Raw genomic sequence first — 13,762 nt, 5'->3', positions numbered from 1 at the left:
CGTGCGGAGAGAATGTCATGCCGAACAATAGCCCCATCGCCCATGCCTCCAAGGATGCCGATGGCAACTGGCGGGAACCGCACGACCTCGTCGAACATCTCACCGGCGTGGCGGCGCTGGCCGCCCACTTCGCCCGGAAATCCGGAGCCGACTGGGCACACCTCGCCGGCCTCTGGCATGACCTCGGCAAGTTTCGGCAACGTTTCCAAAACTACATCCGTCTCGTCAGCGGTTTCGAAGCCGATGCCCACATCAAGGGAGAAGCCGGCAAAGCGCCCCACTCCACCGCGGGCGCCCTCCTGGCGTGTGATCGTTTCCAGACCGCCGGGCGGGTGTTGGCTTACCTGATCGCCGGCCACCATGCCGGCCTGTACGACTGGAACTCCGAAAACGACAGCCTGGAATACCGGCTGAACCTGCCGAACAGCCGGCAGGAACTCGATGAGGCCCTGGCTGCCCAGCCGCCGGCCGAATTGCTGGAGAGCGCCGGTTTCGACCTCAACCTGAAAGCCATACCGGGCGGCAAGGACGGTTTCGCGCTCTGGCTGCGCATGCTGTTCTCTGCACTGGTGGATGCCGATTTTCTCGATACCGAGCGTTATATGAACCCGGAACGGTTCGAGTTGCGCAAGGATCAACCGGCACTCCAGGCGCTTCTGCCACTGTTCAATCAATACCTGTCCGATCTATTGGCGAAGGCCCCACCTACCGAGGTCAACCGCCTGCGCGCGGTCATCCTCCGCCAATGCCAGGCCAAGGCCCAGGAGGCGCCCGGCCTATTCTCCCTCACCGTGCCTACCGGCGGCGGCAAAACCCTGTCCAGCATGGCCTTCGCCCTAGAGCATGCCAGGGCCCACGGCAAGCGGCGGATCATCTACGTCATCCCCTACACCAGCATCATCGAACAGACTGCCGACATCTTTCGCAGCATCTTCGGCGAGGCCGTCATCGAGCACCACAGTAACGCCGAAGTCGATCCAGCCAGGGAAACCAACCAGAGTCGACTGGCCTGCGAGAACTGGGATGCGCCCATCGTCGTCACCACCAACGTGCAGTTCTTCGAATCGCTGTTCGCCGCGAAAACCTCGCGCTGCCGCAAGCTGCACAACATCGTCGACAGCGTCGTGGTGCTGGACGAGGCGCAATTGCTGCCGCCGGAATTCTTGCAGCCCATCCTCGACGTACTCAAGCTGCTCACCGCGCATTACGGCGCCACGGTCGTGCTCTCCACCGCCACCCAGCCGGCCCTGGCCACGCGTGAATACTTCGATGCCAGGCAGAACCTGCGCGGCCTGGACAATGTGCGCGAGATCGTTGACGACCCGGATGATCTCTACCGCCGGCTCGAACGCGTGAACATCCGCCTGCCCGACGATTGGCACACGCCCACCGATTGGCCCACTCTGGCGCAAGAACTGGTCGGCCACGAATCCGTCCTGGCCATTGTCAACCGCCGGCAGGATGCCCGCGAACTCTGGAAATGCCTGCCGGAAGGCACCCTGCACCTGTCCGCCTTGATGTGCGGCGCCCACCGCTCGCAGGTGATTTCCTACATCAAGGCTCGGCTGAAGGCCGGCACCCCGACGCGGGTCATCAGCACCCAACTGGTCGAGGCCGGCGTGGATGTGGATTTCCCAGTGGTCTACCGGGCACTGGCCGGCCTCGACTCCATCGCCCAGGCAGCCGGGCGCTGCAACCGGGAGGGCAAACTCGACAAGGGCAAGGTTGTCGTCTTCGTAGCCCCCAAACCCGCGCCCCCCGGCCTGCTGCGCAAAGGCGAGGATGCCTGTCGGAGCGTGCTGCATGACCGTCCCGGCAACCCGCTTGAGCGTAGTCTGTTCGGCCGATACTTCGAGCGCCTCTACCATACCTGCAATCTGGACGAGCGACACATCGCCGAACTGCTCAAGGTCGATAGCCAGACCCTCGCGGTCAATTTCCGCACCGCCGGCGAGCGGTTCCGGCTGATCCAGGATGAGGACAGCATTCCTGTCGTGGTCCTCTATCGCGGCGCGGGCAGTGACGTCGAAAAATGGATCGCCACCCTGCGCAAGGATGGCCCGCAACGCTGGCTGATGCGCAAGTTGCAACGTTACACGGTGAACGTTCATCGCCGCGACGCAGACAGGCTGCTGAAGCAAGGTGATATCGAAGAGGCCATACCTGGGCTTTGTCTGCAGGTCAGCGACTGGCTCTACCACCCCGATCTCGGGCTCAACCCAAACGGTACGCCCCCCACACCGACAAGCGTCATCGCATGAAGGAGGCACATGAAGCGCTATTGCCTTGAACTCTCCGGCCCCTGGGCCTGCTTCACCCGACCCGAGATGAAGGTCGAACGCGTCAGCTACGACGTGATGACACCTTCTGCGGCGCGGGCCTGTTTCGAAGCCATCCTGTGGAAACCCGCCATCCGCTGGCATGTTCGCAAAATCGAGGTCCTCAAGCCCGTCCGCTGGATCAACCTGCGACGCAACGAGGTGGCCTCGGTGATGTCGACCCGCAACGTGGAAACTGCGATGAGGAACGGCACGGGAGACCTGGCGCTCTACATCGAGGACGACCGCCAGCAGCGTGCCGGCCTGTTCCTGCGTGACGTCGCCTACCGCGTCCACGCCGATCTGGAATTCCTGCGCGAGCGCGACTCTGAGGCCTCCGCCACGAAGTATCACGAGATGTTTGAGCGCCGCGCCGGCAAGGGGCAATGCGTGAACCAGCCCTACCTGGGTTGCCGCGAATTCGCCGCCGCCTTCCGGCTGGTAACCGATGCCGATGACGAATCAGTCCCCATCGATGAAACCCGCGATCTTGGTTTCATGCTCCACGGCCTGGATTTCACGAAGCCCAACGATCCCCAGCCACGATTCTTCCGCGCCGCGCTAAACCGGGGCGTGGTCGAGGTGCCGGCCTGGGATAGCGGGGAGGTACGGGGATGATTCTGCAGGCACTGAACGACTACTACCGCCGCAAGCAGGCCGATCCCGACCCGGCCGGCCGGCTCCCGGCGTTCGGGCTGGAGGAGAAGGAGATCCCCTTCATCCTGGAGATCGACGCGGCCGGGGATCTCATCAATCTGACCGACACCCGCTCCGGCGAGGGCAAGAAGAAGACCGGGCAACGCTTCCTGGTGCCCCAGGGGGTCAAGAAGACCTCCGGGGTCGCCGCCAACCTGCTGTGGGATACCGCCGAATACGTCCTCGGCGTCGACACGCGGGGGAAACCAGAACGGGTGGCAGAACAGCACAGCGCCTTTCGTGCCCGTATCGAGGCCTTGCCTGAAGCCGCCGGAAACGACGCCGGCGTATGCGCCGTGCTGGCCTTCCTGGATGGGCCGGACAAGTCGCAGCTGGAGGCCATGCCGGCCTGGCCGGACATCCAGGCCGGTAACCCGGTGCTGAGCTTCCGCCTCCATGGCGACCTGGGGCTGGTCTGCCAGCGCCCGGCCGTGATCGCCGCTACGGCGGCCACCGAAGACGACGCGCAAGCGGACGGCATCTGCCTGGTGAGCGGCGACCCCGCCGCCATCGAACGCCTGCACCCCGCCATCAAAGGGGTATGGGGTGCCCAGACCTCCGGGGCCAACATTGTGTCCATCAACAACAAAAACGAAAGTGGCAACAACAGCGGGCAAACCCCATCATTTGCCTCGTATGGCAAACAGCAGGGGTTTACCTCACCAGTTGGCAAACCGGCCGCCTTTGCCTACACCACTGCCCTCAACCACCTGCTCGCCAAGGACTCCCGCCAACGCATGCAGGTGGGCGATACTTCCACCGTGTTCTGGGCGGAAGAAGCACACGAGATGGAGGACCTGTTCGGCGAGGTGATGCGCGACGACCCGGCGCGCGGCACCGACGCCCTGCGGACGCTCTATGCCGCCGTGCAATCGGGCAAGTTCAGCAAGGGCGACGCCGACACCCGTTTCCATGTCCTCGGACTGGCCCCCAACGCGGCGCGCATCGCCATCCGCTTCTGGGAAACGGCTCCCGCCATCGAGCTTGCCCGGCGCATCCGGCTGCACTTCGAGGACATCGGAATCGTCCACGCCCCTTACGAGCCCGAGCACCTGTCGCTGTTCCGTCTGCTGACCGGGCTGGCCGTGCTGAACAAGGCAGACAACATCCCGCCCAATCTGGGCGGCGGGATCATGCGCGCCATTTTGGAAGGCTTGCCCTACCCCGCGCCGATGCTCAATCTGGCGGTACAGCGCTGCAAAGCTGAACAGGCCAGAAAAGACCAGAACGGGAAACCAATCCCCAACGTCAGTTACGCCCGTGCTGCAGCCATCAAGGCCAGCCTCAACAGAACCATCCGTTATCGCAACACCAATGAAAGGGAGTACCAAACCATGCTCGACCCTTCAAATACCAACCCCGGCTACCTGCTCGGCCGACTTTTCGCCACCCTTGAGCGCATCCAGGAGGATGCGGCTGGCGGCGCTGGAAAACTCAATGCCACGATTCGGGACCGCTACTACGGCGCCGCCTCCAGTACGCCGGCTGCGGTCTTTTCCACTTTGCTGAGATTGGAAAAACACCATCTCGGGAAGCTATCCCAAGGCCTCGCAGTTGTGCGTGAGCGGCTGGTGGGCGAAATCATGGACGGCTTCAACGCCGGCACCTTCCCTCCACGCCACCTTGCCTTGCAGGACCAAGCCCGTTTCGCCCTCGGCTACTACCATCAGCGGCAAGCATTTTTCTCGCGGGAGGACAAACCCGGAGCGGATTGAAACGACGTAAATGACGGCAAACCCAATGGTGATCCAACTACACGAGGGAATGGAAATGACGATCAGCAACCGATACGACTTTGTTCTTCTGTTTGATGTCCGCGACGGCAACCCCAACGGCGACCCGGACGCCGGCAACCTGCCGCGCCTGGATGCGGAAAGCGGCCATGGCTTGGTAACCGACGTGGCCCTGAAACGCAAGGTGCGCAACTTCGTCGGCCTGGTGAAGGGCGAGCAGCCGCCTCATGAAATCTACGTGAAGGAGAAGGCGATCCTGAACAAAACCCATGAGCGCGCCTACATTGCCATCGGCGCCGAAGACGCCCTGAAGGGCGAGGACAAGAAGCGCAAGGGCGGCGGTGACACCGTGAGCAAGGCGCGCGACTGGATGTGCAAGAATTTCTTTGATGTGCGCACCTTCGGCGCGGTCATGTCCACCGGCGTCAACTGCGGCCAGGTGCGCGGCCCGGTTCAACTGACCTTCGCCCGTTCCATCGACCCCATCATCGCCCAGGAACATTCCATCACCCGCATGGCCGTCGCCACCGAGGCAGAGGCCGAGAAGCAGGAGGGCGACAACCGCACCATGGGCCGCAAACACACCGTACCCTATGGCCTCTACATGGCCCATGGCTTCGTATCCGCCTTCCTGGCCAAGCAAACCGGCTTCAATGAGGAAGACCTCACGCTGCTCTGGGATGCGCTCGCCAACATGTTCGAGCACGACCGCTCCGCCGCCAGGGGTGAAATGGCCACGCGGGGCCTGTATGTCTTCAAGCACGACTCCGAACTGGGCAACGCACCCGCCCACGCACTCTTCGATCTCATTCATGTCCGTCCAAAGGTCGAGATACCGAGAGGTTACGACGACTACTGTGTCGAGTCTCCCTCAGCCGGCAAGCTCCAGGCCTTTCCCGGTGTCGAGCTGCTGATTCGTTAGTGAGGAATCAAGCCCGAGGAAAGGGCCTGAATTGAAGGAAGACCAGCATGATGGATAACCCCAGCCACCATCAAACGATGGTGGCTGGGACATGGCTCTGACACGCGGTGTCCTGATCAATCGGCCCCAGGCCCACAAACGCCCTGCGTATGAACGAACAGACCTGCATTCCGCTATCGGCCCTCCAGCATTACAGCTACTGTCCCCGGCAATGTGCGCTGATCCACCAAGAACAAACATTCACAGACAATCTCTTCACTCTACGTGGCCAACGGGTACATGAGCGTGTGGACAAGCCTGATACCCGTTGCGAAAAAGGTGTACGGATTGAGCAAGCTTTGCCCCTTTTCAGTGATCGTTTGGGATTGACCGGCAAGGCCGACATCGTGGAATTCCTGCCGGATGGCACTCCCCGGCCAGTGGAATACAAGCATGGCCCACGGCGGCAGAAAACTCATGATGACATTCAGGTGGTAGCGCAAGCCCTATGCCTTGAGGAGATGACCGGCAAGCAGATCCCCGAGGGGATAATCTTTCATCACAGTTCGCGGCGACGACGTGTCTTGCCAATTACACCCGAGTTGAGGGCCATAGTTGAAAGACTCATCGTCGAAGTCAGAGCCATGCTGGATAGAGGGAAGTTACCACCCCCGGCGAGCGATCCTGAGCGCTGCCGGGGTTGCTCGCTGGCGGAAACCTGCCAACCGCAGATGCTCCTATCCGCCGACCGGCTCGACAGTCTCGCCGAATCCCTGTTTGAGCCGGAATCCGAGCCGGAAGAGGATCGCCAATGACCCTATTGCAGAACACTCTCTACGTCACCACACCTGAGGCCTACCTGCGCCTGGAGGGTGAAACCGTATGCGTGATGATCGGGGACAATAAACGACTGCAGGTGCCGTTGCACCACCTTGCGGCCTTCGTACTGTTCGATCATGTGATGCTCAGCCCAGCCTTGCTGGGACGCTGTGCCGAAGATGGCCGCTCCGTGGTATGGATGGACCGCTCGGGGAAATTCAGGGCACGCCTGGAAGGGCCGGTAAACGGCAATATCCTGCTGCGGCAAGCGCAGTTTCGTGCCGCGGAAGATAGCGCTCAAACCTTGATCATGGCCCGCGCGTTACTTGCCGGAAAACTGCGTAACAGCCGTCAGGTGCTAATGCGTGGGGCGCGAGAAGCTGACCGGCCTGACGACCGGGAAGTACTAGCGCACACCGCCAAATTGCTCGCCATCCAGGTAAGGAAACTCCCGCAAGCTCCAGACCTTGATACCCTGCGAGGACTGGAAGGCGATGCCGCCCGCCTGTATTTCGAGGCTCTACCCAGGATCATCAAACCACAGACGCGCACCGATTTCCCTTTCGACGGTCGCAGCCGACGCCCACCGCGCGATCGCTTCAATGCGCTGATTTCATTTCTCTACGCGCTGATACTCAGCGATTGCCGCGCCGCCCTGGAAGCCGTGGGACTTGATCCGCAACTCGGATTTCTACATGCCGTACGTCCCGGTCGTCCAGCCTTGGCGCTTGACCTGATGGAGGAATTCCGTGCACCGCTGGGTGACCGGCTAGCACTGACCCTGATCAACCGGGCACAACTGCAAGCGGGAGATTTCGACGAGCGGGAAGGCGGAGCAGTTTTGCTCAATGACGAGGGCCGTAAAACGGTCATCACCAGCTATCAGGCGCGTAAACAGGAGGAAATTAGCCATCCGGTTCTGAAACAGACCTTACCAATTGGCCTATTGCCCCACTGGCAAGCGCGCTTGCTGGCCCGTTACCTACGTCACGACGTGACACACTATGTGCCTTACCTGCATCGTTAAAGAGGTAGTATACGCATGCTGGTACTGGTATCTTACGATGTATCAACCGAAACGGCCGGAGGCCAAAGACGGTTGCGTCGAATTGCAAAAATCTGCCTGAACCATGGACAACGAGTGCAAAAATCCGTATTCGAGTGCCGGGTCAACCAAGCCCAGCTCGAAACATTGAAATGCGAATTGCTCGCAGCAATAGACAAGACCGAGGACAACCTGAGAATCTACCGAATTCCCGAACCCCTGGACAAGCATGTGATGGAGTTCGGGCACTTCCACTCCATCGACTTCAACGACACCCTGATCGTATGATCCTCAAGTTGCGCGGACCCCAAGCCATCGGCAGATGTCGAGAGTTTCGCGCTCTTGATAACCCATTGATCGATATTGCCTTTCCGCCTACCCCCGCCCCCTTGGTGAGCCTTGGCCATCCACTCGGCCCGAGGTCCGCGCTATGTGCTCAAAAATTTTCGTTTTATCATACAGCTGCTGAAAGGCAGTATCTCCCGGCTTAACCGCCGGGAGTGGATTGAAACCGCCCATGGCCGGATATGATGTCCGGCTGTCAGACAGGTATCTCCCGGCTTAACCGCCGGGAGTGGATTGAAACTGGTCGAGGCGAATCGCCATGGCCCCAGCGGGAAAGTATCTCCCGGCTTAACCGCCGGGAGTGGATTGAAACGCCATCAAGTGCGATACCACCCGGCAGGGATCCTGTATCTCCCGGCTTAACCGCCGGGAGTGGATTGAAACCCGTTCTTGTGCTCGGAGGCATTCGTGACGGCATTGTATCTCCCGGCTTAACCGCCGGGAGTGGATTGAAACTAGCGTAAATGTGTCCATTTCAGACTCCTCATCTGTATCTCCCGGCTTAACCGCCGGGAGTGGATTGAAACCCGTCCAGCGCCCATCGGGCCAGCCCGTGCCCTTGGTATCTCCCGGCTTAACCGCCGGGAGTGGATTGAAACCTTTTGATATTTCGCCATGGCTTCGGCCAGTGTGGTATCTCCCGGCTTAACCGCCGGGAGTGGATTGAAACGAGCCTTATGACCGCTACTCGCTCAAGCTGAGCAAGGTATCTCCCGGCTTAACCGCCGGGAGTGGATTGAAACTTCAGTAGATAGTCGTGGACTACCTCGGCCAGCTGTATCTCCCGGCTTAACCGCCGGGAGTGGATTGAAACCTGCTGTGGATCAATGGCGGGCGGCCGAGGCGGGTATCTCCCGGCTTAACCGCCGGGAGTGGATTGAAACATCCAGTTTCCGCTTAATTTGCTCTCCCTCTTCTGGTATCTCCCGGCTTAACCGCCGGGAGTGGATTGAAACGCGGTGGCGCAGGCCCGCAGGAGGGCGTCATACGGGCATCTCCCGGCTTAACCGCCGGGAGTGGATTGAAACTTCGGCACGCTGGTATCCCGTGACGGCAAGGAAGGTATCTCCCGGCTTAACCGCCGGGAGTGGATTGAAACTTGTATTACGTCGATATTACCGCTGACCCGCCAGTTGGTATCTCCCGGCTTAACCGCCGGGAGTGGATTGAAACTTCGGCACGCTGGTATCCCGTGACGGCAAGGAAGGTATCTCCCGGCTTAACCGCCGGGAGTGGATTGAAACAAAACATTATCCAGCGAGATGTCGAGGAATCGTTCGTATCTCCCGGCTTAACCGCCGGGAGTGGATTGAAACCGCGTTGTTCGGTTTGATGCACCCAGCGGCTCACCGTATCTCCCGGCTTAACCGCCGGGAGTGGATTGAAACTTGATCTCGATGTCACCGATGGTGACGGCGTCGACGTATCTCCCGGCTTAACCGCCGGGAGTGGATTGAAACCCGCCATTGCCAATGTCGGCATTTTGACCGAAGGCGTATCTCCCGGCTTAACCGCCGGGAGTGGATTGAAACATCTTGACTCCTGTTGGTTAGTTAGCCGCGACAGGTATCTCCCGGCTTAACCGCCGGGAGTGGATTGAAACATCGAATGCGAGCGCCGACTGCGGGAGACCAAGCCGTATCTCCCGGCTTAACCGCCGGGAGTGGATTGAAACCGCTGGCGTATATAGATAATTCAATTACCACAGCCGGTATCTCCCGGCTTAACCGCCGGGAGTGGATTGAAACTGGGATCAGTACATGGGCCGGCTGCGGGACTACGGTATCTCCCGGCTTAACCGCCGGGAGTGGATTGAAACAAGCCAAGGCCGCGCTGTTGCAGGCCGGACTGCTGGGGTATCTCCCGGCTTAACCGCCGGGAGTGGATTGAAACATGGCCTGGATGCCGGTGGCGGAGCCGTCGGAAAGTATCTCCCGGCTTAACCGCCGGGAGTGGATTGAAACCATCGAGATTTGATTGGCCATACGTTACTCCTGGTCGTATCTCCCGGCTTAACCGCCGGGAGTGGATTGAAACGCCACTGTGTTCCGCGACATGCCCAACATCTCCGGTATCTCCCGGCTTAACCGCCGGGAGTGGATTGAAACCAGAATCCCGGCGAGCAGATGACATCGATCCCGGAGTATCTCCCGGCTTAACCGCCGGGAGTGGATTGAAACCTGATCGACTACGACCACCAGACCCTGCACGCCAAGGTATCTCCCGGCTTAACCGCCGGGAGTGGATTGAAACGCGAGATGACGGCCTCACAAAAACCCGACTGGCTGATGTATCTCCCGGCTTAACCGCCGGGAGTGGATTGAAACGACAAGGGCTATGAGATCGAGGCGCAGAGCAACCGTATCTCCCGGCTTAACCGCCGGGAGTGGATTGAAACATCTCGTCATTGTCCGTGTTTATGGTGCCCCTTACAGTATCTCCCGGCTTAACCGCCGGGAGTGGATTGAAACCAGCGGCTGCCAGGGTGCCGTCCAATGCTCGGGGATGTATCTCCCGGCTTAACCGCCGGGAGTGGATTGAAACCGTGAGGCGACCGGCGGCGTGGTGGATGCGGCGAGGGGTATCTCCCGGCTTAACCGCCGGGAGTGGATTGAAACCCGGATTATCAGCGTGTCATTCCGCACGAGATCGGCGTATCTCCCGGCTTAACCGCCGGGAGTGGATTGAAACCTGCAAGAGAGCCCGGTTGACCTGCACATCATCCGTATCTCCCGGCTTAACCGCCGGGAGTGGATTGAAACATCGACAAATATCAGTGGAGCAACAACGGCGGCATTGGTATCTCCCGGCTTAACCGCCGGGAGTGGATTGAAACATTTCCGCAGACCCTGACGGCACGGTTACGGATGCGTATCTCCCGGCTTAACCGCCGGGAGTGGATTGAAACTTCGATGGCGTCGGCTATTGCAAGGCGGCCGAACGTATCTCCCGGCTTAACCGCCGGGAGTGGATTGAAACCCGTCGAAGGCGGCTATCTCATCTCGGGACGCACGTATCTCCCGGCTTAACCGCCGGGAGTGGATTGAAACTGTTTACCTTGACGCAGCCCACGGTGCGGCGGCCGGTATCTCCCGGCTTAACCGCCGGGAGTGGATTGAAACTCTCTGCGTTCTTGGCTCGCTCGCGAATCTTGGTTCGTATCTCCCGGCTTAACCGCCGGGAGTGGATTGAAACAGGCCAAGGCGGCTCTGCTGCAAGCGGAGCTGCTGGGTATCTCCCGGCTTAACCGCCGGGAGTGGATTGAAACTCGCTGGCCACCATTCCTGCCGATATTTTCCCGGCAGTATCTCCCGGCTTAACCGCCGGGAGTGGATTGAAACCTTCAGGGGGCTCCAGTTTGGCGAATGCCGGGCGTATCTCCCGGCTTAACCGCCGGGAGTGGATTGAAACGACCGGCGAGGTCATCATGATTCTCGGCGTCGGCGTATCTCCCGGCTTAACCGCCGGGAGTGGATTGAAACAAAGACGAGTTACAGAATGGCCATATCACTTGCAGTATCTCCCGGCTTAACCGCCGGGAGTGGATTGAAACAGCGGCAAATGCCTCGCTCACACCATGAGCCGGGATGTATCTCCCGGCTTAACCGCCGGGAGTGGATTGAAACTCCTGATCGTTGCTGTTGTTCTTGCTTGCCTTGTTGTATCTCCCGGCTTAACCGCCGGGAGTGGATTGAAACTTCTCGACCCTGGAGGGCGTGGCCGTCAAGTGCGTATCTCCCGGCTTAACCGCCGGGAGTGGATTGAAACAGAAAATAATCACCCACACGGCCAAGGATGGCCACACCGAGAGGCATGAATGACTGAACCAAAATGCGGCCCCGGTCGCCCACGCATGGCCGAGAGCGAGCGCAAGAAGATGGCGTCTTACCGATTGGCCCCTGATGTGCTGGAAATCCTCAGATCACAGCCGAATGCGTCGGCTTATATTGATGATGCGGTGCGGGAGAAAAAGGCGCGAGATGGTTAGCGCCTATTTCAGCTCGCTGATCGGATCGGCTGATACTCGCCACACCAGTCCGTAGTGTAGTGGACTGGATACATATTGGCGTTACCGATTTCCGCTCAGCGCGGCGAATGCTGCCACAACCGCGCGTATCTCCCGGCTTAACCGCCGGGAGTGGATTGAATCCCAGAAAATCGAGCAAACCAGCCCCCCCGCCAAGAGCATCCGAAACCACCACCCCGGCGCGCCGACCTCCCGGGTCCGCGCATCGCCTTGCGGGCGGCCAATGCTATGATCCGCGCCATTTTTCCGACCCGCAGAACCGTCTTTCCCCACGCGCATGAGCCAGGACCAGCCGCTTTCCGCCCTTCCCTCCGCCGACGCCGATGCCTCCGGGCGGGAACGTCGCATCCGCAGTTTCATCCGCCGGCAGGGCCGCATTACGCTGGGGCAGGCGCGCGCGCTGGAGGCGCTGTGGCCGGTCTACGGGCTGGCGCCCGACCGGCCGCTGGACCCGGCAGGCCTGTTCGGCCGCAACGCGCCGCTGGTGCTGGAAATCGGCTTTGGCGATGGCGAATCCCTGGCGGCGATGGCGGCGACCAACCGGAACGAGGATTTCGTCGGTATCGAGGTGCATCGGCCCGGCGTCGGGCATCTGCTGCTGCGGGCCGAGGCGCAGGCACTGACCAACCTGCGCGTGTACTGCGCGGATGCCATCGACATCCTGACGCATCGGGTTGCCGACCAGGCGCTGGATCGGGTGCAGCTGTTCTTCCCCGACCCCTGGCCAAAAAAGCGGCACCACAAGCGCCGCATCGTCAATGCCGACTTTCTGCGTCTGGTGGCGGGCAAGCTGAGACCGGGCGGCATCTTCCACGCCGCCACCGACTGGCAACCCTACGCGGAACACATGGCGGAGGCGCTGGAAACGTGTGCGAACCTGGTCAGTCTGAATCCGGATTCACCCTATTCCCGGCGCCCGGCCTACCGGCCGCAGACCAAGTTCGAGCGGCGCGGCGAGCGCCTGGGACATGGCGTCTGGGACCTGCTCTACCGACGGGTCTGAAACCCGGCCCGGCGCGGTCGGTCAGGGCTGAAGGATGCCCGGCAAGCGCGCCGGCCGGGCGATCCTGACGCGCTTCTCGCGGCCGGATTCGCCGGCCAGCAGTTCCACATTCCGCTTGGGCACGCCGAAGACCTCGGCCAGGAAGCCGATCAGGTGCTGGTTGGCCTTGCCGTCGACCGGGGGCGCGGTGATGCGGATTTTCAGCCGGCCGCCATGATAGCCGGCGATCTCGTCCCGCGAGGCACGCGGCTGGATGTGCAGGTCGAGAATCAGGTCCGGCGGCAGACTCACGGCGGGTTCAGTTGAGGAGGGTGGCGAGTTGCTGCAACGGCGGCAGCAGCAGCATCCTGGCCAGCTGGATGCCGATCAGCGGCACGATGGGAGAGAGGTCGATGCCCCCGGCGGCTGGCAGCAACCGGCGGCTGGCGTGCAGCAGGGGCTCGGTGAGGCTGTACAGCAGGGATATCATCGGGTTGTAGCGCATCGGACCCAGCCAGCTGAGCAACGCCCGGATGATGATGGCGTAGAAGTAGATGTTCAGCAGCAGCTCCAGCAGCTGCGCCACGGCCCAGATCGACAGCGCCGGAAAGGACGGCGCGGCGCCCTGGATCAGGAAGATCAGATAGCCGCCGAGCATCTGCAAGGCCTGCATCAGGACGATGGCGGCCGTGTCCACCCGTCCCAGCGCCGGGATGTACTGGCGCAGGAAGCGCAGCGGCGGATGGGTGACGCGGATCAGGAACTGCGAGACCGGGTTCTGGTAGTCCGCCCCGCTCCACTGGAACAGGAAGCGCAGCATCAGGGCGAAGAGGTACAGGCTGAACAGCGTGTCGGCGAGGAAGATGGCGGGGGCCACCCAATAGGCCTGGTTCATG

At 61.1% G+C, this 13,762-nt stretch carries 11 protein-coding genes and 1 CRISPR repeat array; of the genes, 9 read left to right on the top strand and 2 right to left on the bottom strand.

Annotation, left to right across the window (positions count from 1 at the left end):
• The first annotated feature begins 17 nt into the window (after positions 1-17).
• The 9 genes from cas3 to trmB all read left to right on the top strand — a co-directional run bounded on the left by cas3 (position 18) and on the right by trmB (position 12,887).
• Positions 18-2,261, top strand: coding sequence for a CRISPR-associated helicase Cas3' (gene cas3, locus ACH5N8_RS05080; RefSeq protein ID WP_483282756.1), 2,244 nt, complete (start codon positions 18-20; stop codon positions 2,259-2,261).
• A gap of 9 nt (positions 2,262-2,270) precedes the next feature.
• A complete protein-coding gene (gene cas5c / locus ACH5N8_RS05075) occupies positions 2,271-2,936 on the top strand; it encodes a type I-C CRISPR-associated protein Cas5c (RefSeq protein WP_483282755.1) in 666 nt (221 codons plus the stop codon).
• A complete protein-coding gene (gene cas8c, locus ACH5N8_RS05070; RefSeq protein ID WP_483282754.1) occupies positions 2,933-4,729 on the top strand; it encodes a type I-C CRISPR-associated protein Cas8c/Csd1 in 1,797 nt (598 codons plus the stop codon). The genes cas5c and cas8c overlap by 4 nt, the downstream gene beginning before the upstream one ends.
• 55 nt (positions 4,730-4,784) lie before the next feature.
• Positions 4,785-5,669, top strand: a complete 885-nt coding sequence (gene cas7c / locus ACH5N8_RS05065) for a type I-C CRISPR-associated protein Cas7/Csd2 (RefSeq protein WP_483282753.1) — start codon at positions 4,785-4,787, stop codon at positions 5,667-5,669.
• Between the two features lie 149 nt (positions 5,670-5,818).
• A complete protein-coding gene (gene cas4, locus ACH5N8_RS05060) occupies positions 5,819-6,463 on the top strand; it encodes a CRISPR-associated protein Cas4 (protein ID WP_483282752.1) in 645 nt (214 codons plus the stop codon).
• Positions 6,460-7,494 (top strand): type I-C CRISPR-associated endonuclease Cas1c, encoded by a 1,035-nt coding sequence (gene cas1c, locus ACH5N8_RS05055; RefSeq protein WP_483282751.1) that lies wholly within the window; start codon positions 6,460-6,462, stop codon positions 7,492-7,494. Before cas4 ends, cas1c begins: the two co-directional genes overlap by 4 nt.
• Positions 7,495-7,509: 15 nt before the next feature.
• Positions 7,510-7,800, top strand: coding sequence for a CRISPR-associated endonuclease Cas2 (gene cas2 / locus ACH5N8_RS05050; protein WP_483282750.1), 291 nt, complete (start codon positions 7,510-7,512; stop codon positions 7,798-7,800).
• 187 nt (positions 7,801-7,987) lie between these two features.
• Positions 7,988-11,625: direct repeats of the CRISPR family, unit length 37 nt; unit sequence GTATCTCCCGGCTTAACCGCCGGGAGTGGATTGAAAC.
• Positions 11,626-11,674: 49 nt separating this feature from the next.
• The gene (locus tag ACH5N8_RS05045; protein WP_483282749.1) at positions 11,675-11,845 is read left to right on the top strand and encodes a hypothetical protein; all 171 of its coding nucleotides are present in this window, start codon (positions 11,675-11,677) and stop codon (positions 11,843-11,845) included.
• A 316-nt stretch (positions 11,846-12,161) separates the two neighbouring features.
• The gene (gene trmB, locus ACH5N8_RS05040; protein WP_483282748.1) at positions 12,162-12,887 is read left to right on the top strand and encodes a tRNA (guanosine(46)-N7)-methyltransferase TrmB; all 726 of its coding nucleotides are present in this window, start codon (positions 12,162-12,164) and stop codon (positions 12,885-12,887) included.
• 21 nt (positions 12,888-12,908) lie between these two features.
• Here trmB and ACH5N8_RS05035 read toward each other — a convergent pair whose 3' ends face one another.
• Both ACH5N8_RS05035 and ACH5N8_RS05030 read right to left on the bottom strand, forming a co-directional pair.
• Positions 12,909-13,178 (bottom strand): DUF167 family protein, encoded by a 270-nt coding sequence (locus ACH5N8_RS05035; RefSeq protein ID WP_460028625.1) that lies wholly within the window; start codon positions 13,176-13,178, stop codon positions 12,909-12,911.
• Between the two features lie 7 nt (positions 13,179-13,185).
• Positions 13,186-13,761 carry a YggT family protein gene (locus ACH5N8_RS05030; RefSeq protein ID WP_483282747.1) on the bottom strand — a complete coding sequence of 192 codons (576 nt, stop codon included), beginning with the start codon at positions 13,759-13,761 and terminating at the stop codon, positions 13,186-13,188.
• Position 13,762: the final 1 nt, after the last annotated feature.

The organism is Methyloparacoccus sp. NF-16, assembly GCF_056880625.1.
This window is presented reverse-complemented; position numbering and strand designations above follow the sequence as displayed.

Excerpts from the sequence above, each read along its gene's own strand:
- cas7c (WP_483282753.1), top strand. The coding sequence starts at position 4,785 with ATGACGATCAGCAACCGATACGACTTTGTTCTTCTGTTTGATGTCCGC.
- cas4 (WP_483282752.1), top strand. The coding sequence starts at position 5,819 with ATGAACGAACAGACCTGCATTCCGCTATCGGCCCTCCAGCATTACAGC.
- cas1c (WP_483282751.1), top strand. The coding sequence starts at position 6,460 with ATGACCCTATTGCAGAACACTCTCTACGTCACCACACCTGAGGCCTAC.
- ACH5N8_RS05030 (WP_483282747.1), bottom strand. The coding sequence starts at position 13,761 with ATGAACCAGGCCTATTGGGTGGCCCCCGCCATCTTCCTCGCCGACACG.
- trmB (WP_483282748.1), top strand. The coding sequence starts at position 12,162 with ATGAGCCAGGACCAGCCGCTTTCCGCCCTTCCCTCCGCCGACGCCGAT.
- cas8c (WP_483282754.1), top strand. The coding sequence starts at position 2,933 with ATGATTCTGCAGGCACTGAACGACTACTACCGCCGCAAGCAGGCCGAT.
- cas3 (WP_483282756.1), top strand. The coding sequence starts at position 18 with ATGCCGAACAATAGCCCCATCGCCCATGCCTCCAAGGATGCCGATGGC.
- cas5c (WP_483282755.1), top strand. The coding sequence starts at position 2,271 with ATGAAGCGCTATTGCCTTGAACTCTCCGGCCCCTGGGCCTGCTTCACC.
- ACH5N8_RS05045 (WP_483282749.1), top strand. The coding sequence starts at position 11,675 with ATGACTGAACCAAAATGCGGCCCCGGTCGCCCACGCATGGCCGAGAGC.
- cas2 (WP_483282750.1), top strand. The coding sequence starts at position 7,510 with ATGCTGGTACTGGTATCTTACGATGTATCAACCGAAACGGCCGGAGGC.